We start from the raw sequence: 22,502 nt of genomic DNA on the forward strand, positions 1-22,502 counted from the left end.
AGCGAGGCGTTGAAAGTTGCCGCTTAGAGGGCTTGCTTATGCCGGTGGTCGACTTTGGTCGAGCCAGGGCCGAATGGTCAGAACCGTGACCTCTTGGCAAAGTCTGTTGGGTATGACTCAGGCATCTTCTCCCTTCGGCTCCTATCGTCCACTACTGCTTCTGGTAGAGGACGAACCCTTGCTGCGGGAATTGGCCACCGAGGCCCTGGAGTCGCTGGTGGACCTCCAGGTGGTGGCCATGTCGACCGCCGATGCGGCGCTGAGCTATCTGGAACAGAACGGTGCCCGCATCGACGTGCTCTTCACCGACGTGCGCATGCCGGGACGCCTGGATGGTGAGGCCCTGGCCCAACTGGTCGCTCAGCGCTGGCCGCACATCCCGGTGATCCTCACCTCCGGCGATCGCCTGACCGTTCCCCGCGGCGCCGGCCGCACCCGCTTCATGCCCAAGCCCTGGCATATCGACGACATGGCCAATTGCGTCAACGAGGTGCTGGGGCCGAGTCGGGTGGCGTGAGGGGGCGGTTGAAAAGTCGGGACCTATGGCCGACTATTCGAGGGCTGATCCAGCTTGAGTCATGCCATGCGACCTTCCTTAGCCCTAGACCTCAAACGCGCAGTAATACGAGACGCTGCAGCGCGTTTTCGCGTGGCCAATCCGCGGGTATTTGGCTCTGTCCTGGACGGTACCGATCAGGACGGCAGCGATCTCGATCTGCTGGTAGACGCATTGCCGGGGGCGACATTGTTTGATCTGGGAGGCCTGCAGGATGAGCTGGAGGAGTTGCTGGGCGTTCCTGTGGATCTGGTGACCCCTGCCGATCTGCCCGGATCTTTTCGCACTCAGGTCCTGCTGGCAGCACGACCGATATGAATCGCACAGCGGACTATCTGGTTCATATGCAACAGGCGGCCGGCGAAGCCGTAGGCTTTATCGAGGGCCTCACTCGGGAAGACTTCCTCGAGGACCGCCGGACACAGCAAGCGGTGGTCATGAGCCTGATCATCATTGGCGAAGCGGCGACCAAGATCATGATCGCGGACGAGGCTTTCACCCAAATGCATCCGCACCTTCCATGGCGCAGCATGAGGGGTATGCGCAACCGTATCGCCCATGGCTATTTCGACATCGATCTCGATGTCGTCTGGGAAACCGTCGTTACCGCTCTACCGGAGCTTCTGGAGCAACTGCGTTTGTTACCGGGAAAGTAGCCTGGTAGCTCGCTGTGCCCTCACCCCAACCCTCTCCCAGGGGGAGAGGGGGCTGTCCGAGCGGGTTTCCTGCTTTATCAGCTCCAGCGAGCAAGATCGCGATCCGCTATCGGGCGGGCACCCGCAGGGGCGGCCGCATCGAGGACAGCCATGGCTGCATCGGCTCGCCCTACGGCTGCCATTGCGGATCCTTGCCGCTCAGCTTGCGATCGAGGAAGAAGGCGGTGCTGATCAGGGCCAGGTGCGACAAGGCCTGGGGCAGGTTGCCGAGGGGATAGCCGCGCTTGTCCAGTTCCTCGGCGTACAGGCCCAGCGGATTGGCGTAGCCCAACAGCTTTTCGAACTCCAGGTGGGCTTCGTCGACACGACCGGCGCGGGCCAGGCATTCGACGTACCAGAAGGAGCAGGCGACAAAGGCGCCTTCTTCACCCTTGAGGTTGTCCGCCGGGGTGTCGACCGGGTTGTAGCGGCGGATCATGCCGTCGTAGGCCAGGCTGGTCTTGATGGCGTCGAGGGTGGACAGCCACATGGGGTCGGTGGCGCTGACGAAGCGTACCAGGGGCATCAGCAGCAGGGCGGCGTCCAGACTCTTGCCGTGGCGGGTCGAGGTGAAATGACCCAGTTCGGCGTTCCAGAAGTTGTCCCAGATGTCTTCCTGGATGGCGGCGCGCGCGGCGTACCAGCGTTCATAGGGCATCGGCAGCGAGCGCTTGACCGACAGCCGCATGGCGCGGTCGATGGCTACCCAGCACATCAGCCGTGAATGCAGGAAGTGCTCGGGATCGCCGCGCATCTCCCAGATACCGGCATCGGGCTGGTTCCAGTGTTCGCAGACGTGATCGATCATCCGCACCACGTCCTTCCAGCCATGGTGGGAGATGGCTTCGCCATACTTGTTGGACAGGTAGATGGCGTCCATCAGCTCGCCGTAGATGTCCAGCTGGACCTGCTTGTAGGCCTCGTTGCCGATGCGCACCGGACTCGAGTTTGCATAGCCCGCCAGGTGGTCGAGGGTTTCCTCGGGCAGGTCCAGCCCGCCGTCCAGGCGATACATGATCTGCAGCTTTTCCGGGGCGTTGTGGCTGTTTTCCACGCACTGGCCCACCCAGTGGGTGAAATCCTTGGCTTCCTGGGTGTAGCCCAGGCGCATGAAGGCGTAGACGGTAAAGGAGGCGTCGCGGATCCAGGAGGCGCGATAGTCCCAGTTGCGCTCGCCACCCAGTGCCTCGGGCAGGCTGAAGGTGGCGGCCGCGGCGATGGAGCCGTGCTTGCAGGAGGTCAGCAGCTTCAGCGCCAGGGCCGAGCGGGTGACCATCTCGCGCCAGCGCCCCTGGTAATGGCTCTTGGCGGCCCAGGAAGTCCAGTAGGAGAGGGTGTCCTCGAAGCAGAGATCGCTCTGGCCGGCGACGACCTTGTCGTCTTCCTTGCAGCCAAAGACGAAATCCAGTTGCTCACCCTGTTCCAGTTCGAACTCGGCCGATGCGGCATTGCCGTCGACCCGCAGGGTGACGCTTGACGCCAGGCGCAGGGTCGGCTGGCCAGCGGCCTCGAACAGGGCGCCGCCGTCCACCAGGCGGGCGCGGGTCTCGGCGCGGGCATAGTCGTGGGCCGGCGCGCAGACCAGGCGGAAGCGGCAGCGGCCGGCCACCACCTGTACGCGGCGGACGATACGCGGCTTGGTATCTTCGCTGCTGCACACCGGCATCAGGTCGGTGATCTCGGCGACCCCTTCCGCCGACAGCCAGCGGGTCTGCAGGATGTTGGTATCCGGCAGGTAGAGCTGTTGCTCGCGGGCGTCTTCCCAGACCGGCGCCAGGCTGAAATAGCCGGCCTTTTCCGAGTCGAGCAGGGCGGCGAACACCGAGGGGCTGTCCAGATTCGGCCAGCAGAAGTGGTCGATGGTGCCGTCGGTGGCGACCAGGGCGCAGGTACGCAGGTCGCCGATGACACCATGGGCGCCGATACTGCGACGACCCTGTACGGAGGTGGAATCAGCCATTGTCTTCGAATCCCGGATAGAGGCACATGCCGCCGTCGACGAACAGGGTGGTGCCGACGATGTAGTCGGCCAGGTCGCTGGCGAGAAAGACCGCCGCGTTGCCCACGTCGTCGACATGGCCGACGCGCTTGTAGGGGATCAGCCTGAGCAGTTCGCGGGCCTTGGCCTCGTCGCCGGTCACCTCTTCATTGATGGCGGTGGCGATGGCGCCCGGGGCGATGCTGTTGACGCGGATGCCCTCGGCGGCGACTTCCTGGGCCAGGCTGCGCATCAGCAGATTGACCCCGCCCTTGGAGGCGGCGTAGTTGACGTGTCCAGCCCAGGGAATGACCTCGTGCACCGAGCTCATGTGGATGATCTTGCCGAGGGCGCGGGAAATCTTCTCGTCGCGGCCCTGCTTGCGGAACTGGCGGATCGCCGCCTGGGCGCAGAGAAACTGGCCGGTGAGGTTGGTGTTGATCACCGTGTTCCAGTCCTTGAGGGACATGTCGGCCACCGCCGCGTCCTTTTGCAGACCGGAGTTGGCGACCAGGATGTCCAGGCGGCCGAAGGCTTCCAGGGTGCGCTCGAACAGGGCCTTGACCGCGTCCTCGTCGCCGACGTCACCGCCCACGGCGATGGCGCGGCCTCCAGCGTCCTGGATGCGCCTGGCCAGTTCTTCGGCAGGTTCGGCGTGGGAGTGGTAGTTGATGGCGACGGCGGCACCGGCCTTGCCCAGGGCTTCGGCAACGGCGGCGCCGATCCCGGAGCTGCCGCCGGTGACCAGGGCGACCTGGCCGTTGAGGGAAAGCTGCATGTCCAGACTCCTGCGCAGAAAAGGTGTCTGACTGCTGACCGTTGCGCTCGCGTCTAGGTTCAGCCCGCGAGCGTTGCCGGATGTTCAGGCACGGGTGGTGCGGAACAGACTCATGCGGCGTTCCAGGTCTTCGGCCAGCTCCGCCAGCTGACGACTGGCCCCGGCGATCTGCTGCGACCCACTGGCGGTTTCCAGGGTGGCCGCATGGATGCGATTGATGTTTTCGTTGACCTCTTCGGCCACGGCGGTCTGTTGCGCCGCGGCGGTGGCGATCTGCGCATTCATGGCGTTCACCGAGCCGACGTCCGCCTGGATGGCTGCCAGGGCCGCGACGGCGCGCTGGGTCAGCTCGGCGGTCTCGTGGGCCTGGCCGCGACTCTCTTCCATCTGCGCCGCGGCGCGTCCGGCTCCTTCTTGCAGGGTGGCGATCATGCCGCGGATCTCGCGGGTCGATTCCTGGGTACGGGTCGCCAGGTTGCGGACCTCATCGGCCACCACGGCGAAACCGCGGCCCTGCTCTCCGGCGCGGGCGGCCTCGATGGCGGCATTCAGCGCCAGCAGGTTGGTTTGCTCGGCGATGCCGTTGATGACGGCGACGATGTTCTCGATGCTGGCGCTGTCGCTGGAGACCTGCTGCACGGTGACGCTGGCCTGCTCCAGGGCCTGCACCAGCTGACCGATGGCCTGGCCGGAGCTGGCGACCAGCCGGTTGCCGGTGTCCACCTGGGCACTGGCATTGCCGGTGGCCTGGGCGGCCTGGGCCGCGTAGCCGGCGACCTCGCCGATGGTGGCGGCCAGCTCGGTGACGGCGGCGGCCATGTGCTGGGCCTGGTTGGACTGCACATCGGTGTGGCGCTGGTTGGTCTGGGCGGTGTCCTGCAACTGGGCGGCAGCGGCGGCGACCGAACTGGCGGTATGGCGGACCTGGACGATGGTCTCGCCCAGGTGCGCGGTGGCGCTGCCCAGGGTGCCCATCACGCTGTCCGGATGACGGGTGGCGGGGCGCTCGTCCAGGCGGCCCTCGGCCAGCCGGCGGATGGCGGCGGCCACGACATGGGGTTCGCCGCCCAGGGTCGCGCCCATCTGGCGGATGATCAGGATGGAGACGGTCACGCTCAGCAGCAGGGCGAGGGCGCAGGTCACCAGCATCAGCCAGCGGAAGCCACCGGCGATGCCGCGGACCTCGGCCAGATGGCCGCTGGCGATGGCTTCCTCATGATCGATGAGCGCATTGATGCGCTTGAGCCACTCGACATAGGCCGGCGAAACGCGCTCCAGCAGGAACATCCGGGCGCCTTCCAGATCACCGGCCTGGCGCAGTTGCAGCAGGCGATCGGTCAGCGGCAGGGCGGTGCCTTCTATGTCCTTGATGGCCGCCAGCAGGCGCTGTTCCTCGGCAGTGGCGCCCTGGCTGGCATACAGCTGATCCATGGGCTCGGCGGACTGGCGATAGAAGGCCTTGAGGCGATCGATGTCGGCCAGGCGGCTGGCCAGGGGCGCGGCGTCGTGGATCAGTACCGTATCGCGAATGGCGATGGCGCGGTCGTGTACGCTGCCTCGGAAGTTGATGGCGTAACGCTGCTTGACGCTGGCGCCCTGGCTGACGGCGGTCAGGGTGTCATCGATGACGCCGACCCGCTGGACGCCGACGAGGGTGATCAGCAGCATCAGCACCAGGATCAGGCCGAAGCCCAGGCCCAGGCGGGCGGCCATGGAAAGAGGGGTGCGCATGGGAACCTCAGGAATCTATCGGAATGTGATATGGATCACATTTTGTGGTAAAGGTTTGCGCGATAACTCTTTTCCGGGGCGAGCGGTCATGGCCTCGGGATGAGTGGCCGTGTCAGAGCGACTGGCCAGGATTCAACCGTCGTCGCGTGGCTCCGTCAGCCGGTCGCGCCTGGCCAGGCCCGGGAACAGCTTCATCCAGACCCCGGTGATCACCAGGGTGCCGACGCCGCCCAGCACCACCGCCGGCACGGTGCCGAAGAAGTGCGCGGTGACCCCCGATTCGAATTCGCCGAGCTGGTTGGAGGCGCCGATGAACAGCCCGTTGACCGCACTGACCCGGCCGCGCATTGCATCCGGGGTTTCCAGCTGCACGAAGGAGCTGCGGATCACCACGCTGACCATGTCGGCGGCGCCCAGCACCACCAGGGTGGCCAGCGAGAACCACAGCGAGGTGGATAGCCCGAAGGCGATGGTGGCGACGCCGAACAGCGCCACCGAACCGAACATGATGCGGCCCACGTGACGATTGAGGCTGACGTAGGCGAGCAGAAAGGACATGCCCAGGGCGCCCACCGCGGGTGCCGAGCGCAGCAGGCCAAGGCCCCAGGGCCCGGTGAGCAGGATGTCGGCGGCGAACACCGGGAGCAGGGCGGTGGCGCCGCCCAGCAGCACGGCGAACAGATCCAGGGAGATGGCGCCGAGTACGTCCGGGCGACTCCTGATGAAGCGGATGCCGGCCAGCAGGTTGTTCAGGGTCGGCTTTTCCTTCTGGCTGGGCGTCTGCCGCGCCGGCAGGCTGGAGACCAGCAGGATGGCGATGCCATAGAGCACCAGCGCCGGGCCATAGACCCAGGCGGCGCCCAGGGCATAGAGCAGCCCGCCCAGCGCCGGGGCGATGATGGTGGCGCCCTGCATGGCCGAGGCCGCCGCGGCGATGGCGCGGGGAAAGATCGAAGGCGGCACGATGTTGGGCAGCAGCGCCTGGGTGGTGGGCTGCTCGAAGGCGCGGGCGGTGCCCAGGCAGAACGCCAGGATGAAGATCAGTTCGCGGGTTACCGCGTGATTGAGGCTGCCCACCAGCAGCACCAGGGCGATCAGTCCCTGGCCGCTCTGGCAGAGGGCGGCGACCCGACGGCGGTCGTAGCGATCGGCGACATGTCCGGTGTGCAGCATGAACAGCACCCGCGGCAGGAATTCCACCAGCCCCACCAGGCCGAGGTCGAGCACGTTGCCGGTGAGGGAATAGAGGTGCCAGCCGATGGCGACGGTGAGCATCTGGAAACTGCCGGCGGTACAGATGCGGGCGAACCAGAAGGCGACGAAGGGACGGTGGTGACGCAGCTGCAGGGTATCGCCGGACATGACTGGGGCTCGCGAGGGCAGAGGCGGCATCTTAAGCCACCCCGAGGCTGATCGTCATACAACTGCGGGGTGCGACAGCCTGCCCGATGCGACATCGAACCACGTAAGCAAATGTATCGAGGAGGACTATCCTAAAGCCTGACGTTGATCCACGTCAGCTTCCGACCTGGTCCTTTGGGCTAGCGGCGGCGGCGCCTTTTTAGCGTCCCGCTCGAACCCCAGGCGACGCCGGAGGTTCGAACCTCGGTCAGCGTCAACTCGACCGGCTGCTCTCGACGGCCGGCGTGCCTGAGAGGAATAGCTATGTTCGGCCTCGAAGCCCTGGATCTCGCCCGGATCCAGTTCGCCTTCACCGTGTCCTTCCACATCGTCTTTCCGGCGCTGTCCATCGGTACCGCGAGCTTTCTTGCCGTGCTCGAAGGGCTGTGGCTGAAGACCGACAACCACGTCTACAAGGATCTGTATCATTTCTGGCTGAAGATCTTCGCGATCTTCTTCGGCATGGGCGTGGTGTCCGGTCTGGTGATGGCCTACGAGTTCGGCACTAACTGGAGCGGCTTCGCCGACTATGCCGGCGCCGTGACCGGCCCGCTGCTGACCTACGAGGTGCTCACCGCCTTCTTCATCGAGGCCGGCTTCCTCGGCGTCATGCTGTTCGGCTGGAATCGCGTGGGCCGCGGCCTGCACTTCTTCTCGACGGTGATGGTGGCGATCGGCACCCTGATGTCGACCTTCTGGATCCTGGCCTCCAACAGCTGGATGCACACCCCGAGCGGCTACGAGATCGTCGATGGGCGCATCGTCCCGGTGGATTGGCTGGCGGTGATCTTCAACCCGTCGTTCCCCTTCCGCTGGGCGCACATGACCATCGCCGCCTACCTGTCGGTGGCCTTCCTGGTCGGCGCCTCGGCGGCCTGGCACCTGCTGCGCGGCAACGACAACCCGGCGGTGCGCAAGATGTTTTCCATGGCCATGTGGATGGCCCTGCTGGTAGCCCCCATCCAGGCCTTCGTCGGCGACGCCCACGGCCTCAACACCCTGGAGCACCAGCCGGCCAAGATCGCCGCGATGGAAGGCCACTGGGAGAACCCCCCAGGCGAGGCGACCCCGCTGATCCTGTTCGGCTGGCCGGACATGGAGCGCGAGGAAACCCGCTTCAAGCTGGAGATCCCGGTGCTCGGCAGCCTGATCCTCAAGCACAGCCTCACCGAGCCGATCCCGGCGCTCAAGGACTTCCCCAAGGAAGACCGGCCGCCGGCCTATGTGGTGTTCTGGTCGTTCCGCATCATGGTCGCCCTCGGCATGCTGATGATCGCCGCCGGCCTGTGGAGCGCCTGGCTGCGCTGGCGCGGCAAACTGTTCGAGACCCGCGGCTTCCTGCGCCTGGTCACCTGCATGGGGCCGGTCGGCCTCATCGCCCTGCTGGCCGGCTGGTTCACCACCGAGGTGGGCCGCCAGCCGTGGATCGTCTACGGCCTCCTGCGCACCAAGGACGGGGTGTCCAACCACAGCGTCACCCAGCTGAGCATCACCCTGGTGGCCTTCGTGGTGGTCTACTTCGCCGTGTTCGGCATCGGCACCCTCTATGCGCTGCGCATGATCGGCAAGGGTCCGCACACCGGTGAAGGCGACCTGCCCACCTCCGGCGGCCCGGGCACCGATCGTCATCCCAAGCGTCCGCTGTCCGGCGCCGATGGCGGCCTGGAAGAAGACAATCCCAATGACCAGCTGACCGGAGACCGCACATGAACGGCATCCCTGGCATCGACCTCCCGCTGATCTGGGCGATCATCATCATTTTCGGCCTCATGATGTACGTGGTCATGGACGGCTTCGACCTGGGCATCGGCATCCTCTTCCCCTTCGTCAAGGGCAAGGAAGATCGCGACGTCATGATGAACACCGTGGCGCCCATCTGGGACGGCAACGAGACCTGGCTGGTGCTCGGCGGGGCGGGGCTCTATGGCGCCTTCCCGCTGGCCTACGCGGTGATCCTGCCGGCGCTCTACCTGCCGCTGATCTTCATGCTGATCGGCCTGATCTTCCGCGGCGTGGCCTTCGAATTCCGCTTCAAGGTCCAGGAAGGCAAGGAAGCCCTGTGGGACAAGTCCTTCATCTTCGGCTCGCTACTGGCCAGCTTCTGTCAGGGCGTGGCCCTGGGCGCCTTCATCGAAGGCTTCCCGGTGGAGAATCGGCAGTATGTCGGCGGTCCGCTGGACTGGCTGACGCCCTTCTCGATGTTCTGCGGCCTGGGCGTCATCGCCGCCTATGCGCTGCTGGGCAGCACCTGGCTGATCATGAAGACCGAGGGCCCGCTGCAGGCCACCATGCGTCGCCTGACCAAGCCGCTGCTGTTCCTGCTGCTGGCCTTTACCGCGGTGGTGAGCATCTGGACCCCGCTGAGCCAGGCGGCCATCTCCGCCCGCTGGTTCAGCATGCCCAATCTGGTCTGGTTCCTGCCGGTGCCGATCCTGGTGGGCGTGGTGACCCTGGCCCTGCTGCGCGCCATCCTGCGCGAGGACTCGCACCACGCGCCCTTCCTGCTGACCCTGGCGCTGATCTTCCTCGGCTACAGCGGTCTGGGCATCAGCCTCTGGCCGAACATCATCCCGCCGGGCGTTTCCATCTGGGAGGCCTCGTCGCCGCCGCAGAGCCAGCTGTTCCTGCTCATCGGCACCCTGTTCATCATTCCGATCACCCTGATGTACACCTTCTGGGGCTACTACGTGTTCCGCGGCAAGGTCCGCGCGGGGGAGGGCTACCACTGATGGTCGGCCGCTCGCGCGAACCCAATCCCGCCGATAACAAGCCGCTCTGGCAGCGGCTCGCCTGGATGGCCGCCATCTGGGCCTGCAGCCTGGTAGCACTCGGCGTGGTGGCCTGGGTGCTGAGATTGGTGCTGACGGCGGCGGGGCTCAAGTCGCACTGACCCTTCCGTGTGTTGGTAGATGAGGCTGCGCCGTCATCCACCCTACGCAGGGCACGATCCTGTGCTGGAAAGCTACCCTTTACGCCAGACGCCCCCTCTCCCGCTTGCGGGGGAGGGTTGGGGTGGGTCAACCTGCCGAGCTGATTTGCGGTGTGCTCGGTAGGCTTTTGTTCCGCCCTCGCCGGGCGGGTTACTTTTTTCAGTCGCAAAAAAAGTAACCAAAAACGCTCGCCCTGGTCATCCGGCCCTACGCTGCGCTCCGGGTCCCCTCGCTCCGCCGCTCTTCCGCCGGGCCGCCGTCGAAGGGCCGTCCTGGCCCTCGACGCCTTTCGCGGCATCCCTGCCGCTCACCCGCCTCCAGAGTGGCTGCGTTCGGCCTACTGAACAGGGCGCTTGGGTGCCGGCTGAAAGTGTCTTTTTAAAAGGCTGATCAGTTCTTCTCTTCTCTTCTCTTCTCTTCCCTTCTCTTCACATGTTTCTTGGCGGCACTGATTCAGTAGATCAGCAGGTTTGGAACGCAGGTCTGCTCTATGACGCCCAACTCTCAGCCGGCACCCCAGTGCCCCGTTTGGCCGGTCGAACGGCAGTGTCGCGGAAGTGGGTGAGCGGCATGGATGCCGCGAAAGAGGCCGAGGGCCAGGACGGCCCTTCGGCCACGGCCCGCTGGAGCGGCGCTGACGTGAGGGCATCCTGCGCAAGGCGCAGGACCGGCCAGTCGGGGTGAGCGTTTTTGGTTACTTTTTTGGCAATTGAAAAAAGTGACCCGCCCGGCGGGGCGGAACAAGGATCGTCAGCAGATTCCTAAAATCAGCTTGGCGGCCTGAGCAAAAGCACTACCCCCACCCCAACCCTCCCCCGCAAGCGGGAGAGGGGGCAGTCCGGCGTGAACGGGTCAAACGCCGCGCATCAGCCGCGGAGCTGATTAAAACTGCAACGCAGCCCACTCCCCAAACCTACAACTTTTCCCAGTTATCCCGCTCCCGCCCGCCCGCTAGCCTGACTCCGTTCCCATCGCGACGAGGAAGGCATCCATGCAGGTTCAAGAAGGCTACGCCGATTTCCAAGGCCACCAGACCTGGTACCGGGTCACCGGTGAGCTGGCCAGCGGGCGATTACCGCTGGTGGTGGCCCACGGCGGTCCCGGTTGCACCCATGACTATGTCGACAGCTTCAAGGACCTGGCCGAGCACGGCTGGCCGGTGGTGCATTACGACCAGCTGGGCAATGGCCGTTCCACCCACCTGCGCGGCATCGATCCGGGATTCTGGACGGTGGAGCTGTTTCTCGACGAGCTGAACAACCTGCTGCGCCACCTGGGTATCGGCCAATACGCGCTGCTCGGCCAATCCTGGGGCGGAATGCTGGCTGCCGAGCACGGGGTGCGTCAGCCTGCAGGACTGCGGGGGCTGATCATTGCCAATTCGCCTGCGTCGATGGCGCTCTGGCGCGCGGCTGCAGCAGGGCTGCGGGCCGAGTTGCCGTCCGCGGTGCAGGCCACCCTGGAGCGCCACGAGGCCGCCGGCACCACCGACTCGCCCGAGTATCGCGCCGCCAGCCAGGTCTTCTATGACCGCCATGTCTGCCGGGTGCAGCCGCTGCCGGCCGAGGTGGTGCGGACCTTCGCCGCCATCGACGCCGATCCCACCGTCTATCACGCCATGAACGGTCCTACCGAGTTCCATGTGATCGGCAGTCTGCGGGACTGGAGCGTGATCGAGCGGCTGGCGCGGATCCAGGTGTCGACGCTACTGATCTCCGGGCGTCACGACGAGGCCACGCCGGCCTGCGTGGAGCCCTTCGACCGGCTCATCCCGGACGTGCGCTGGCGCATCTTCGAGAATTCCAGCCACATGCCCCACGTGGAAGAACGCGAGGCCTGCATGGCCATCGTGGCGGACTTTCTCGCCGAGGTGGAGCGCGGTTAGGCCTCGGCGTCGAGGGCCGCAGCGATCTCGTCGATGCGGGTCTGGCGGTCGTCGGCCTGCAGGCGCGACCGCGGATTGAGCGCCGACCATTCCGGGTGGGCCCGGGCTACCTGCACGGCGGCGGGCAGCTTGCCTTCGCGCCAGCGCTGCTCGTCAGGCGCGGCCACTTCGATGGCACCCTGGGCGGCGTGGCCGCGGATTTCCAGCGCCGCCAGCAGCTGACGCTGCCGCAGCGCCAGCAGGCGCAGCACGGCGTCGTCGATGGACAGTTCCCGTCCGCCGCGCAGCTTGCCGAACAGCCGCCGGCCATAGTGGCCGCCGGTCTGGGCCAGGCCACCGGCCAGGGCGCCCAGTACCGTGGCGGCGCCCAGGGTCAGGCCGCCGGCGAGCAGGTCCAGACCGACCCCTGCAGCCGCCCCGGCCGCCACGCCGCCGCCCAGGCGGATGCCGAGCAGGCGCAGGGTTTCCGGATTGAACAGGTCATCGCCCCAGCGGCCGTCCAGCAGCGGCAGGTCGCTGGCATGGGCATCGCCCGGGCGAAAGCCGAACAGCCGCAGGAGTTCTTCCACACAGCGTTGTTCACGGGTGCGCAGGGCGTCGCGCAACTCGGCGGTCGCGGTACTGACCTCGGCTTCGCCCGGCGCCACGCTGCGCCGGGCGGCGGCGGCGTCCACCAGCAATTCGGCGATCAGCCGCACGCCTTGCTGATGGCGGCGGCGGGCCTGCTCGGCATGGTCGGCGATCAGCCGTTGCAGCGCCGGGCGGCCGCTTTCCAGCAGGGTCGCCAGGCTTTCGTAGAGACGCGCCTCGCCATCCGCCGGCGGGGCGACGCTGTCGAAGCGCACCAGGGCGTGCAGGCCGAGACGGGCCAGGATGGCGCGCCAGTCGTCGGCGCGGTGACCGTCGGCGGCGACGAAATTGAGCACCGGCACCAGCGGCCGCCCGCAACCAGCCAGCACCGCCAGTTCGTCGCGGTACTTGGCCAGCACCGGCTCGCGGGCGTCGATCACATAGAGCCCGGCATCGGAGGCGCGCAGCTGGCGAATCACCTTGGCCTCCTGCTCGAATCTCTGGCGGGCTTCCACGCTGTCGAGAAAGCGATCGAGCAGGGTGGCGGCGTCCAGGCGTTCGCCGGGTCTTTCCAGTTGCTCCAGGTAGTCGCGCAGGGCGATGGCGTCCTCCAGGCCGGGGGTATCGTAGAGCTCCAGCAGGGCCTCGCCGTCCACCGACAATCGGGCACCCTCGACATGGCGGGTGGTGCTGGGACGATGGGAAACCTCGCCGAAGTCGATGTCGCGGGTCAGGGTGCGCAGCAGTGAGGTCTTGCCGACATTGGTGTGACCGACCAGCGCCAGGCGCAGGGGGCCGCTCATGGATTCGTCTCCAGCCAGGCCAGTTCTTCGAGATCGCCGGCGCAGTGTGCCAGACGCAGGGCGTCCAGCGCCTGCCGCCAGTTGTCCAGGCGGACCGGATCGAGCTTGCTGCCCAAGGGCGCGGGCAACAGCCAGACGCGGGTCGCCGTGGCACAGCGCGACAATTCTGCTAGCAAGGCCAGGGTACCGCGATCCGGCGACCGGCGCGGATCGCAGGCGATCAGCAGGCGGCGCGCCGGATAGCGGGTCAGCTGTTCGAGCAGATGGCGCCGGCCCTGGCCATCGTCAAGGATGCCGGCATCGCGCACGCCCTCGGGCAGCGGCGGCGGCCAGGTATGGTCGGTGAGTTCGATGCCCACCAGCAGCGCCTCGTCGCCGGTGCGGGCGAGACCGCCGGCGTCCTGCTGGGGCAGGTGGGCGGGGGCGGCGTCGTTGACGCCCAGGCGTTCGCTGGTGGGTAGCAGGCGTTCGCGCAGTTGCAGATAGCCCGGGCGCTCGACGTCCAGCCGCAGCCGTTGGCGACCGCGTCGCCAGCGCCACAGGCAGAGCAGGGTCAACAGCAGCCGTGGCAGCAGGCCGTAGACCAGTACCACGCCCAGCAGCCAGCCGGCCCAGGCCTGCCGTGCCGTGGCCAGGGGGCTGCCAGCATCGCCACTGGCGGCGATGCTGGCCGGATCGGGCAGCGGAAAACCCAGCAGCTGGGGCAGGGCGCCGAGTACCTGGGTGAGCAGCACGAAGGTGTCGCTGCCAAGCAGGGTGGTCTCCCAGACGAACAGATAGCTGCGCCCGGAAAGCAGGGCCAGCAGGGTGGCCAGGGCGCTGCCGAGGATCAGCAGCCAGAGACCGTGCACCAGCCCGCCCAGCGCCCAGGGCAGCAGACGGGCGCGGCCGAGCAGCCCGACCAGCGCGGGCCCCAGGTGCAGGGCGCGGGCATCGCGCGCCAGGCGGCCGGAGAGCCACAGCCAGAGGCGCGCCAGCGGCGAGGCCAGCTGGCGGCCGCCGCCCAGCAGGCCGAGGGTCCAGACCAGCAGGCTGAGCAGGTTGATCCCGAGCAGACTGCCCAGCGCCCAGAACACATTGACCGGGCGACTGCCATCGCCCAGGGCCCCGGCGGCGAGTCCCGCGCCGCAGAACAGCGCCACGATGCCCAGCAGCCAGGCGGCCAGCAGCGCGCCCTGGCGCCAGCGACGCCGTGCCGCCAGCAGACCGTCGCGCTGACCGAGCAGACGGGCGCGCGTCACCAGTCGCGCCTCGAAGGGACCGCCGGCCGCGCGTGCCTGGCGATTGGCCTCGGCGTCTTCCAGCGGGCCGCTGTCTTCCTCGGTCAGGCGCAGGGCTTCGGTGAGCCAGAGATCCTCGAAGGCGGGAGAGGGGAGTGCGGTCACGCGTCGACGCCCTTGCGGCAAAGACGCCGAGCATAGTCCCTGGCGCCCTGGCTGTTAACGCCTCTGTTATGCTCTGTCACCATGAAAACCTCTCTCCCCCTGAGCCTGATCGTCGCCGTGGCCGACAACGGCGTCATCGGCATCGACAATCGTCTCCCCTGGCACCTGCCGGCGGAGCTCAAATATTTCAAGGCCGTGACCCTCGGCAAGCCGCTGGTCATGGGTCGCAAGACCTGGGATTCCCTGGGCCGCCCGTTGCCGGGCCGACTGAATCTGGTGGTCTCCCGTCAGACTGATCTGGTGGCCGAAGGTGCCGAGGTGCGGACCTCGCTGGCCGCTGCCGTGGAGCGCGCCGAGGCCTGGGCCCGGGAGCGCGAGGCCAGCGAGATCATGCTGATCGGTGGCGCCCAGCTGTTCGCCGAAGCCCTGCCGGTGGCCCAGCGCCTTTACCTGACCCGGGTCGCCCTGGCGCCGGCCGGGGATGTGTTCTTTCCCGATTGGCAGGAGGCGGAGTGGGAGCTTGTCTCGCGCCAGGAACATGCGGCCGAGGACGACCGTCCGGCCTATGCCTGCGAGGTCTGGGAGCGCCGGGCCTAGGGGCGGTCGCCTGCAGCCTTCCCGCCTGGCTCCGGTCATTGTTTCGACCTTAAGTAAAACCTAAGACGGGTATGGCATAAAGACGCTGAGGCAGGCCGCCTGGGCGGCCGGAGGGCACGACCATGAGGGCGATCGACAGCCAGACTTCGACGGCAATGGCAGGGACTCAGCCTGCCAATCCGAGCGTTACCGCCAGTCAGGGCGCATCCGCCAGTGACTCCACCAGCGCGGGGGGAATCCCAGCCGGCACCGATGTGGCGGTGGATCTGTCGCCCGCCGCCCAGCTCATAGCCGGATTGCTGCCGGGCCAGTCGAACGGTAACAGCGATCTCGATGGCTTCATGCAGATCCTCCAGCAGCAGATCCGCAGCCAGGGCACCGATGCCGCCGTGCTCGGCGAACTGCCCCAGGATGCCAGTGCCGACCGCGTGCAATTGGCCAAGCAGGCGGCCAATCACCTGCTGGTGAGCTATTACCATGACGACAGTCGCTATGCCGACGCCTCTACCCAGGATCCCTTCGCCAATCTGGACAGCGACAGCCTGACCCGGATCGCCAGCGACGATTCCGGCACCTTTACTTCGGCTGAGCGTCAGCTGGCCTATTTCGAAGGGGCGCAGCGCGGTACCGATGGCGCCAACGTGGCCTTTTCCGGTCTCTCCACATCAGGCCAGGGCGCCGCCGTGTGGAACTGGGCACCTGCCGCCACCGAGGATGCCGGCATTCTCGGGACCCTGAATCCGGGCGCGCCGGACTGGCAGTCGGGTCAGTTGAACAGCCAGCTCATTGATGGCCTGAACCCTGGCGGGGTGGCGACTGCGGCGGCTCAGGAAACGGCCGCGTTGGCGGCGCCGACCTTTGGCGTCACCACCGGGGCGGATGGCGCACCCCAATGGACGATGCAACCGGCGGACGGGCAGGACGCCGAAGCGAGCACCGTACTGGATGGCAGCATCCTCACCCAGATGACCGGCGCGGCGGCGGCGCCTTCGCTGTCGCTCTATCGCCAGATCGCCGCCTTTGGTTGAGTGACGCTGTTGGGCTAAGACCTGCTTGTTGGGCTTCGACGATGGAGCCGTCTCAACCCAGCCTACGTCAGAGCGGTAGGTTGGCGCTGAGCGCAGCGATGCCCAACATCGTGTCGCTCAGACCTGTCTGTTGGGCTTCGACGATGGAGCCGTCTCATCCCAACCTACGCGGTCGGTAGGTTGGCGCTGAGCGCAGCGAAGCCCAACATCGTGGCGCTCAGGTCTATCTGTTGAGTTTCGACGATGAAGCCGTCTCAACCCAATCTACGTCGGAGCGGTAGGTTGGCGCTGAGCGCAGCGAAGCCCAACGCCAAGATGCCCTCAGATCGCCCGCAGCTTCTTCGCCGGCAGGTAGTCGCGGTGGACGCGCTCTTCCACCAGGTACAGCCAGCAAGGGCCTTCCACCTGGGGAAAAAGGCGCACTTCCTGAATGCTGCTGGGCTTGGGTTCGCCATTGCCGACCTGCACGGCCACCGTCTGGCCCAGGCGGAAGCGCGGGACCACGCCGGCGTCCACCACGCTCTGCTCGGCCTTGGTCGCCGGACGGCCCAGGTATTCGCCCAGGTCCACCGGACCGGAGGGGCCTTCGGCGACGGTGTCCACATGGAAGCTGTAGGCGGTGGCCAGGCCTTCGTCACCACCGTGGATCTCGCCCTGCTTGATGCGCGACACGGCCTGGTCGAGGGCGGCGTCGAGCGTCAGTTCGTTGTTCGATTGCAGGGTGATGACGATGCGGCGTTCGAAGGGGTACTGGCTCATGGTTTCGACTTTTTCGGCAGATAAGGAAAAGAAGGGACATCTTGTGCCCCCTTTGGCCGGCCGCTGTCCAGCCGGGGGCGCCCGATCGGTGATCGCGTTTGCAACCCCAGGTGTCCAGCGGCCCGGCGGTCACCGGGGCCTGGCTGAAAAGTGCCTGCGCTCGGCCAGGCTGCGTTGAAAAGCCGTTCCGAACGCTCATCTACTGCTCGTAAACGCCGCTTCCTCACGAATTTTCGCCTTGCCTGACCTTCGCGCGGCGACTTTTCGGACCAAGCCTAGTCATTGCGCCGCTTGAGCTGGTCTTTCAGCTGGGTCGGCACCTCGCGAATGATCAGCAGATCCTGGCCTTCGTCGTATTCGATGCGCGAGCCCAGCAGGTGCGCCTCGAAGCTGATCGACAGCCCCTCGGCACGGCCGGTGAAGCGGCGGAATTGATTGAGGGTGCGCTTGTCCGCCGGGATCTCCGGGGCCAGACCGTAATCCTTGTTGCGGATGTAGTCGTAGAAGGCGCGTGGTGCCTGGTCATCCATCAGCTCGGAGAGGGCGTCCAGGGCCATGGGCTCGCCGCGCTTGGCCTGGCTGCTGGCGTAGTCCACCAGGGTGTCGGTCTTTTCCTTGGCGGCTTCTTCCGGCAGGTCCTCGCTTTCCACGTAGTCGCTGAAAGCCTTGAGCAGGGTGCGGGTCTCGCCCTTGGCGTCGACGCCTTCCTGGCAGCCGATGAAGTCGCGGAAGTAATCCGAGACCTTCTTGCCGCCCTTGCCGCGAATGAAGGAGATGTACTGGCGCGACTGCTTGTTGTTGCGCCATTCCGAGAGGTTGATGCGCGCCGCCAAGTGCAGCTGGCCCAGGTCCAGGTGCTTGGCCGGGGCCACTTCCAGACTCTCGGTGACGGTCACCCCCTCGCTGTGGTGCAGCAGGGCGATGCTCAGGTAGTCGGTCATGCCCTGCTGGTACTGGGCGAACAGCACATGGCCGCCGGTGGAAAGGTTGCTGCTCTCCATCAGCCCCTTGAGGTGCTCCACCGCCTGGCGACTGAAGGCGACGAAGTCCTGCTCGCCTTCCAGGTAGGCATGGAGCCAGCCGCTCAAGGGATAGGCGCCGGATTCCTCGTGGAACAGGCCCCAGGCCTTGTTGGGCTTGGCGTTGTAGCTGTCGTTGAGATCGGCCAGCAGATTCTCGATGGCCTGGGAGTCGGCCAGTTCGGCGTCCCGCGCGTGCAGGGTCGCGGGCTGGCCGTCGGGCTTCTTGTCGATCAGATGGACGATGGCGTGACGGATCGGCATGACGGCCTCGGGTAACGGAGAAAAGTCCGCCAGTCTAACGCCCCCGCGCCCTGGCGGGCAGGCCCTGGGCGCCGCAGGCTCAGCGCGCCGCCGTGGCCTGCTTTTCCTGCAGCGCGTTGCCCAGGTGGCGGGTCATGAAGACCGCGGCTTCTTCACGGCGATCCTCGAGCAGCAGGTCGATCAGCTGCAGGTGCTCCTGACAGCGGCGCTGGGCCTGCTCGCGATCCACCGACTTCTGGTATTCGATCAAGCGGCGCAGGCGATTGAGCCGGCGCAGTGCATCGAGGATGAAGGCATTGCCCGAGCAGCGGACGATGGTCTCGTGCAGGCGGGTGTTGGCGTCGAAGATCTCCGCGGGCGAGGCCTCGAACACCCGGCCCGCGGCCAGCAGCGCCTGCTCGTCGCGGCAGCGCCGCAATTCGCCGGCATCCAGGGTGAAGCCGGCGTCGCGGATGCCAGCCGGCTCGATCAGCAGGCGGAAGGCATAGCTCTGGGCATAGGCATCCGGCGAGGTGAGACCTTCGACGAAGCTCCAGCCGTAGCCCGGCAGGCGCTCCGCCCAGCCTTCCTGGACGATGCGCCTGAGGATATCGGCCAGTTGCCCACGGGTGACCTGGTAGCGGCGGATCAGCTCGTTTTCCGTGACCTTGAGCGGCAATTCGCCCTCGATGCGGTCGCGGGCGATGGTCAGGTACAGGCGTTCGCTGGCGGACACCTCTTCGCGCGCCTGGGGCGTGGCGTCCAGGGCCGCGGCGGCCACGGCGAAACCGCCCTCGGGATGCCGCGCCAGCAGGCTCTGGTCGGCCATCTGCTGCAGGGCGCTGCGCACCGGCGAGCGCGACACCCGCAGCCGCTCGGCCAGGGCGCGCTCGGGCAGCCGGGTGCCGACCGCCAGCTGGTGCGAGGCGATGTAGGTGAGGATGTCGGGAATCAGTTGGGAGGCGAGGGTGGTGCCCATGGCAGCGCTGGCGAGTCGATCGGAAAGATCCGGGATGCTAGCACGGGACCCGCCGGGCGCAGCCGGCGGGTCCCGCGGGCGAGCGCTCAGTCGCCGCTCGGGCTGACGTCCATGTCCTTGAGCTTAACCAGCCGGCTGCCGTGCTTGCAGCGATAGCCCAGCCAGACGGCGAGAAACAGCGGCAGGCTGATGTAGGTGGCGGCCAGGCCCAGCCAGTCGACGCCGTGCGGCCCGAACAGGGCGGCATAGTTCTGCCCCAGGGTGATCACCAGGCAGAGGGCGAAGGCCAGCAGCGGCCCGAAGGGAAACAGCTTGGCACGGTAGGGCAGGTCTTCCAGCCGGCGACCCTGGGCCAGGTAGCCCTGGCGGAAGCGATAGTGGGACACGGCGATGCCCAGCCAGGCGATGAAGCCGCACATGCCCGAGGTGTTGAGCAGCCAGCCATAGAGCGCCTTGTCGCCCACCAGGGAGGTGAAGAAGCACAGGGCGCCCACCGCGGTGGTGGCCAGCAGGGCGTTGCGCGGCACGCCATTGCGCGAGACGCGGGCGAACAGCCGCGGCGCCTTGCCCTGTTCGGCCAGGCTGTGCAGCATCCGCGTCGAGGCGTACATGCCCGAGGTGCCGGCGGAGAGCACCGCCGAGAGGATCACCGCGTTCATCAGGCTGGCGGCGAAGGCCAGGCCGGCGCGCTCGAACAGCAGGGTGAACGGCGAGACGGAGACGTCGGTGGCATCGTTCTGCAGCAGGCGCGGATCGGTATAGGGGATCAGCATGCCGATGACGAAGATCGCCAGCACATAGAACATCAGGATGCGCCAGAACACCTGGCGGATGGCGATGGGCACGTTCTTGCGCGGATTTTCCGATTCGCCGGCGGCGATGCCGATCAGCTCGGTGCCCTGGAAGGAAAAGCCGGCGATCATGGCCACCCCGACCATGGCCTGCAGGCCGCCGACGAAGGGCGCCTCGCCCTGGGTGAACACGGACAGCCCAGGCGGCTCGATGCCGCTGAAGATGCCGAGGATGGCGGCCAGGCCCAGGCCGATGAAGACCACCACGGTGGCCACCTTGATCAGCGCGAACCAGAATTCGCTCTCGCCGAAGCCGCGCACCGACACCGCATTGAGCAGGAACATCAGCGCGAGGAACAGTGCGCTCCAGATCAGCCCGGGCACCTCGGGAAACCAGAAGCCCATCACCAGTTGCGCCGCCACCAGTTCGGCGGCGATGGTCACCGCCCAGTTGTACCAGTAGTTCCAGCCGAGGGCGAAGCCGAAGCCGTCCTCGACGAAGCGACTGCCATAGATGGAGAAGGAACCCGACACCGGCTGGTAGGCGGCCATCTCGCCGAGGCTGGTCATGAGGAAGTAGACCATCAGGCCGATCAGCGCATAGGCCGCCAGGGCGCCGCCCGGGCCGGCAGTGGCCACGGTGGCGCCGGAGGCGACGAACAGCCCGGTGCCGATGGAGCCGCCGATGGCGATCATGTTGAGGTGGCGGGGCTTGAGCCGGCGCTGCAGACTCGGAGAGGCAGTGGACATGGGGTTTCCAGCTGGCAGTTTAACGGGGGCCGGCGCTGGCTCTGGCGGCCAGTCGCGGTCGTCGAATGAAGGGTGGTGTGCGGAACGCCCGCGGCCGTCGGCGCGGGCAGCGCCAAAAAAGCCGCGAAGCTTAGCAGGCCAAGGGCGCCAGGTGGGATGGCGGTCGTCGGTGCGCGACTGTCGCAGTCCGATCAACGCCGGGCCGAGCTTCGGCTAGCATGGCCCAAGGTCGGAGAAGGCAGCGCAGCGTGATCGATTCGAGAACCTTTGGCAGCGGTATCCAGGGCAAGAACTACCTGCAGTTGCAGTCGACGCGGCCGCGGCCGGAATTTTCCCGGCTGGTCGGCTTCATCCTGCTTGATCACTTTTCCCTGCCGTCCTTCACCCAGGCGCTGGATACCCTGGTCACCGCCAACCTGCTGGCCGCCGGGACCTTCGCTACCCGGACCTACAGCCCGACCGGCGCCGAGGTGCTCAGTGACCTCGGCATCGTCATCCGTCCGGACGGCGACTACCGCGCCGCGGAGAGCGCCCGCTTCGATCTGCTGGTGGTCTGTGGTGGCCTGCGGACGCCGCTGGAGCTGGACCCGCGGCTCAAGGCGCTGCTGCTGCGCGCGGCCAAGCAGCAGGTGACCCTCTGCGGCCTGTGGAACGGCGCCTGGCAACTGGGTCAGGCCGGGATGCTGGACGGCTATCGCTGCGCCATCCATCCCGAGCAGCGCAGCGCCTTCAGCGAACGGGTGCGCGGTTGCAAGACCTCCGCGGAAAGCCATGTGCTGGATCGCGATCGCCTCACCGCGGCCAGTCCCAGCGGCGCCTTCCATCTCTTTCTCGAATGGATCGGCGCCCAGTGCGGCAGCGCCCTGGCCGATGGCCTGGTCAACATTCTGGCCTTCGAGGAGTCGCGCTTTCGCCAGGTCAATCCGACGCTCAAGGTGCAGATGACCCCGCCGCTGCGCGAGGTGGTGACCCTGATGGAGGCCAACATCGAGGAGCCCCTCACCATCGAGCAGCTGTGCGACTACGCCGGCCGCTCGCGGCGCCAGGTCGAGCGGCTGTTTCGCGAGCAGCTCGACACCGCGCCCATGCGTTATTACCTGGAGCTCCGCATCACCGAGGGCCGCCGCCTGCTGCAGCATTCCACCCTGTCGGTGCTGGAGGTGGCGGTCGCCTGCGGCTTCACCTCGGTCACCCACTTCAGCAAGAGATATTCGGCCTACTTCGGCTATCCGCCGTCCAAGGAGCGGCGGTTGAAGTACTGAGCCGCCTGGCGCTGCGCTCGGGGCAAAGGGCAAAGGGCAAAGGGCAAAGGGCAAAGGGCAGAAGGCAGAGGGCGCGCCCCAGAGCGTTTCGTCGGCGCACAGGAACGGCTGCCTGCCGTCCCGCTCGAAGCCTTATCCCGGCGCGACACGGCTTGCGTGACGCGGCGACGGATAACCTGATGACCTACCGAGCGAGGATGTCCCATGACTGACCCACGTAACGTCGCCCACGACAAGAAAGTGCAGCAGGAAAAGAAGCATCAGGGCGAGGACATCGCACCCGATGCCGAGCACGCGCCGCAACCGGGCAAGAAACCCGCGCTCAAGGACCACGACGAGCAGGCCGACGACAAAGCCTGACC

Annotated in this window: 21 protein-coding genes; 11 read left to right on the forward strand and 10 right to left on the reverse strand. The window is 66.8% G+C overall.

All coding sequences use genetic code 11. The annotated features are described in order from the left end of the window. Positions 1-112: 112 nt before the first annotated feature. The 3 genes from QE444_RS07795 to QE444_RS07805 all read left to right on the forward strand — a co-directional run bounded on the left by QE444_RS07795 (position 113) and on the right by QE444_RS07805 (position 1,212). Positions 113-517 (forward strand): response regulator, encoded by a 405-nt coding sequence (locus tag QE444_RS07795; RefSeq protein ID WP_309737696.1) that lies wholly within the window; start codon positions 113-115, stop codon positions 515-517. A gap of 66 nt (positions 518-583) precedes the next feature. After that, entirely contained in the window at positions 584-874 is a 291-nt protein-coding gene (locus tag QE444_RS07800) for a nucleotidyltransferase family protein (protein ID WP_133862887.1), read from the forward strand. Further along, on the forward strand, positions 871-1,212 hold the full coding sequence (locus QE444_RS07805; protein ID WP_309737699.1) for a DUF86 domain-containing protein: 342 nt from the start codon (positions 871-873) through the stop codon (positions 1,210-1,212). The genes QE444_RS07800 and QE444_RS07805 overlap by 4 nt, the downstream gene beginning before the upstream one ends. Before the next feature lie 169 nt (positions 1,213-1,381). Here QE444_RS07805 and QE444_RS07810 read toward each other — a convergent pair whose 3' ends face one another. From QE444_RS07810 to QE444_RS07825, 4 genes are all read right to left on the reverse strand, one after another. Further along, positions 1,382-3,211 carry a glycoside hydrolase family 15 protein gene (locus QE444_RS07810; RefSeq protein ID WP_285388673.1) on the reverse strand — a complete coding sequence of 610 codons (1,830 nt, stop codon included), beginning with the start codon at positions 3,209-3,211 and terminating at the stop codon, positions 1,382-1,384. Beyond that, positions 3,204-4,007 carry an SDR family oxidoreductase gene (locus QE444_RS07815; RefSeq protein WP_309737701.1) on the reverse strand — a complete coding sequence of 268 codons (804 nt, stop codon included), beginning with the start codon at positions 4,005-4,007 and terminating at the stop codon, positions 3,204-3,206. The genes QE444_RS07810 and QE444_RS07815 overlap by 8 nt, the downstream gene beginning before the upstream one ends. Before the next feature lie 84 nt (positions 4,008-4,091). Beyond that, positions 4,092-5,738: a methyl-accepting chemotaxis protein gene (locus QE444_RS07820; RefSeq protein WP_280311067.1), complete on the reverse strand. Its 1,647-nt coding sequence runs from the start codon at positions 5,736-5,738 to the stop codon at positions 4,092-4,094. 132 nt (positions 5,739-5,870) lie between these two features. Next, a complete protein-coding gene (locus QE444_RS07825) occupies positions 5,871-7,100 on the reverse strand; it encodes an MFS transporter (protein ID WP_309737704.1) in 1,230 nt (409 codons plus the stop codon). 303 nt (positions 7,101-7,403) lie between these two features. Here QE444_RS07825 and QE444_RS07830 point away from each other — a divergent pair, with 303 nt between their 5' ends. From QE444_RS07830 to QE444_RS07845, 4 genes are all read left to right on the forward strand, one after another. Beyond that, positions 7,404-8,849 (forward strand): cytochrome ubiquinol oxidase subunit I, encoded by a 1,446-nt coding sequence (locus QE444_RS07830; RefSeq protein WP_133862892.1) that lies wholly within the window; start codon positions 7,404-7,406, stop codon positions 8,847-8,849. Beyond that, positions 8,846-9,868, forward strand: coding sequence for a cytochrome d ubiquinol oxidase subunit II (gene cydB / locus QE444_RS07835; protein ID WP_133862893.1), 1,023 nt, complete (start codon positions 8,846-8,848; stop codon positions 9,866-9,868). Before QE444_RS07830 ends, cydB begins: the two co-directional genes overlap by 4 nt. Continuing rightward, a complete protein-coding gene (locus QE444_RS07840) occupies positions 9,868-10,029 on the forward strand; it encodes a DUF2474 domain-containing protein (protein WP_160923579.1) in 162 nt (53 codons plus the stop codon). Before cydB ends, QE444_RS07840 begins: the two co-directional genes overlap by 1 nt. A gap of 1,031 nt (positions 10,030-11,060) precedes the next feature. After that, entirely contained in the window at positions 11,061-11,954 is an 894-nt protein-coding gene (locus QE444_RS07845; protein WP_273862992.1) for a proline iminopeptidase-family hydrolase, read from the forward strand. Here QE444_RS07845 and QE444_RS07850 read toward each other — a convergent pair. Together QE444_RS07850 and QE444_RS07855 are read right to left on the reverse strand one after the other, a co-directional pair. Next, positions 11,951-13,327, reverse strand: coding sequence for a GTPase/DUF3482 domain-containing protein (locus tag QE444_RS07850; protein ID WP_187978530.1), 1,377 nt, complete (start codon positions 13,325-13,327; stop codon positions 11,951-11,953). The genes QE444_RS07845 and QE444_RS07850 overlap by 4 nt on opposite strands. Beyond that, on the reverse strand, positions 13,324-14,712 hold the full coding sequence (locus QE444_RS07855; RefSeq protein ID WP_309737713.1) for a DUF2868 domain-containing protein: 1,389 nt from the start codon (positions 14,710-14,712) through the stop codon (positions 13,324-13,326). The genes QE444_RS07850 and QE444_RS07855 overlap by 4 nt, the downstream gene beginning before the upstream one ends. An 81-nt stretch (positions 14,713-14,793) precedes the next feature. Between QE444_RS07855 and QE444_RS07860 the strand changes: the two genes are divergently transcribed. After that, positions 14,794-15,309 (forward strand): dihydrofolate reductase, encoded by a 516-nt coding sequence (locus QE444_RS07860; RefSeq protein WP_187978532.1) that lies wholly within the window; start codon positions 14,794-14,796, stop codon positions 15,307-15,309. 260 nt (positions 15,310-15,569) lie between these two features. Beyond that, positions 15,570-16,337: a hypothetical protein gene (locus QE444_RS07865; RefSeq protein ID WP_309737715.1), complete on the forward strand. Its 768-nt coding sequence runs from the start codon at positions 15,570-15,572 to the stop codon at positions 16,335-16,337. A gap of 321 nt (positions 16,338-16,658) precedes the next feature. Here the strand turns inward: QE444_RS07865 and QE444_RS07870 are convergent, their stop codons facing one another. The 4 genes from QE444_RS07870 to QE444_RS07885 all read right to left on the reverse strand — a co-directional run bounded on the left by QE444_RS07870 (position 16,659) and on the right by QE444_RS07885 (position 20,878). Then, a complete protein-coding gene (locus QE444_RS07870) occupies positions 16,659-17,096 on the reverse strand; it encodes a hypothetical protein (RefSeq protein WP_133862900.1) in 438 nt (145 codons plus the stop codon). A 275-nt stretch (positions 17,097-17,371) separates the two neighbouring features. Beyond that, entirely contained in the window at positions 17,372-18,379 is a 1,008-nt protein-coding gene (yejK, locus tag QE444_RS07875) for a nucleoid-associated protein YejK (RefSeq protein WP_017640943.1), read from the reverse strand. Positions 18,380-18,458: 79 nt separating this feature from the next. Further along, the gene (locus tag QE444_RS07880; RefSeq protein WP_285388692.1) at positions 18,459-19,337 is read right to left on the reverse strand and encodes a GntR family transcriptional regulator; all 879 of its coding nucleotides are present in this window, start codon (positions 19,335-19,337) and stop codon (positions 18,459-18,461) included. Positions 19,338-19,423: 86 nt separating this feature from the next. Then, positions 19,424-20,878 carry an amino acid permease gene (locus QE444_RS07885; RefSeq protein ID WP_263259714.1) on the reverse strand — a complete coding sequence of 485 codons (1,455 nt, stop codon included), beginning with the start codon at positions 20,876-20,878 and terminating at the stop codon, positions 19,424-19,426. A 218-nt stretch (positions 20,879-21,096) separates the two neighbouring features. Between QE444_RS07885 and QE444_RS07890 the strand changes: the two genes are divergently transcribed. Both QE444_RS07890 and QE444_RS07895 read left to right on the forward strand, forming a co-directional pair. Beyond that, complete coding sequence (locus QE444_RS07890; protein WP_263259713.1) at positions 21,097-22,140, forward strand: GlxA family transcriptional regulator; 1,044 nt, start codon at positions 21,097-21,099, stop codon at positions 22,138-22,140. 204 nt (positions 22,141-22,344) lie between these two features. Continuing rightward, positions 22,345-22,500, forward strand: a complete 156-nt coding sequence (locus QE444_RS07895) for a hypothetical protein (RefSeq protein WP_007162553.1) — start codon at positions 22,345-22,347, stop codon at positions 22,498-22,500. Positions 22,501-22,502 lie beyond the last annotated feature (2 nt).

It is taken from the genome of Pseudomonas sp. SORGH_AS_0199, from assembly GCF_031453735.1.
Taxonomy (GTDB): domain Bacteria; phylum Pseudomonadota; class Gammaproteobacteria; order Pseudomonadales; family Pseudomonadaceae; genus Chryseomonas; species Chryseomonas aestiva.

Coding starts and splice junctions, on each gene's coding strand:
- QE444_RS07795 (WP_309737696.1), top strand. CDS start 113: ATGACTCAGGCATCTTCTCCCTTCGGCTCCTATCGTCCACTACTGCTT.
- QE444_RS07800 (WP_133862887.1), top strand. CDS start 584: ATGCGACCTTCCTTAGCCCTAGACCTCAAACGCGCAGTAATACGAGAC.
- QE444_RS07805 (WP_309737699.1), top strand. CDS start 871: ATGAATCGCACAGCGGACTATCTGGTTCATATGCAACAGGCGGCCGGC.
- QE444_RS07810 (WP_285388673.1), bottom strand. CDS start 3,211: ATGGCTGATTCCACCTCCGTACAGGGTCGTCGCAGTATCGGCGCCCAT.
- QE444_RS07815 (WP_309737701.1), bottom strand. CDS start 4,007: ATGCAGCTTTCCCTCAACGGCCAGGTCGCCCTGGTCACCGGCGGCAGC.
- QE444_RS07820 (WP_280311067.1), bottom strand. CDS start 5,738: ATGCGCACCCCTCTTTCCATGGCCGCCCGCCTGGGCCTGGGCTTCGGC.
- QE444_RS07825 (WP_309737704.1), bottom strand. CDS start 7,100: ATGTCCGGCGATACCCTGCAGCTGCGTCACCACCGTCCCTTCGTCGCC.
- QE444_RS07830 (WP_133862892.1), top strand. CDS start 7,404: ATGTTCGGCCTCGAAGCCCTGGATCTCGCCCGGATCCAGTTCGCCTTC.
- cydB (WP_133862893.1), top strand. CDS start 8,846: ATGAACGGCATCCCTGGCATCGACCTCCCGCTGATCTGGGCGATCATC.
- QE444_RS07840 (WP_160923579.1), top strand. CDS start 9,868: ATGGTCGGCCGCTCGCGCGAACCCAATCCCGCCGATAACAAGCCGCTC.
- QE444_RS07845 (WP_273862992.1), top strand. CDS start 11,061: ATGCAGGTTCAAGAAGGCTACGCCGATTTCCAAGGCCACCAGACCTGG.
- QE444_RS07850 (WP_187978530.1), bottom strand. CDS start 13,327: ATGAGCGGCCCCCTGCGCCTGGCGCTGGTCGGTCACACCAATGTCGGC.
- QE444_RS07860 (WP_187978532.1), top strand. CDS start 14,794: ATGAAAACCTCTCTCCCCCTGAGCCTGATCGTCGCCGTGGCCGACAAC.
- QE444_RS07870 (WP_133862900.1), bottom strand. CDS start 17,096: ATGAGCCAGTACCCCTTCGAACGCCGCATCGTCATCACCCTGCAATCG.
- yejK (WP_017640943.1), bottom strand. CDS start 18,379: ATGCCGATCCGTCACGCCATCGTCCATCTGATCGACAAGAAGCCCGAC.
- QE444_RS07880 (WP_285388692.1), bottom strand. CDS start 19,337: ATGGGCACCACCCTCGCCTCCCAACTGATTCCCGACATCCTCACCTAC.
- QE444_RS07885 (WP_263259714.1), bottom strand. CDS start 20,878: ATGTCCACTGCCTCTCCGAGTCTGCAGCGCCGGCTCAAGCCCCGCCAC.
- QE444_RS07890 (WP_263259713.1), top strand. CDS start 21,097: ATGGCCCAAGGTCGGAGAAGGCAGCGCAGCGTGATCGATTCGAGAACC.
- QE444_RS07895 (WP_007162553.1), top strand. CDS start 22,345: ATGACTGACCCACGTAACGTCGCCCACGACAAGAAAGTGCAGCAGGAA.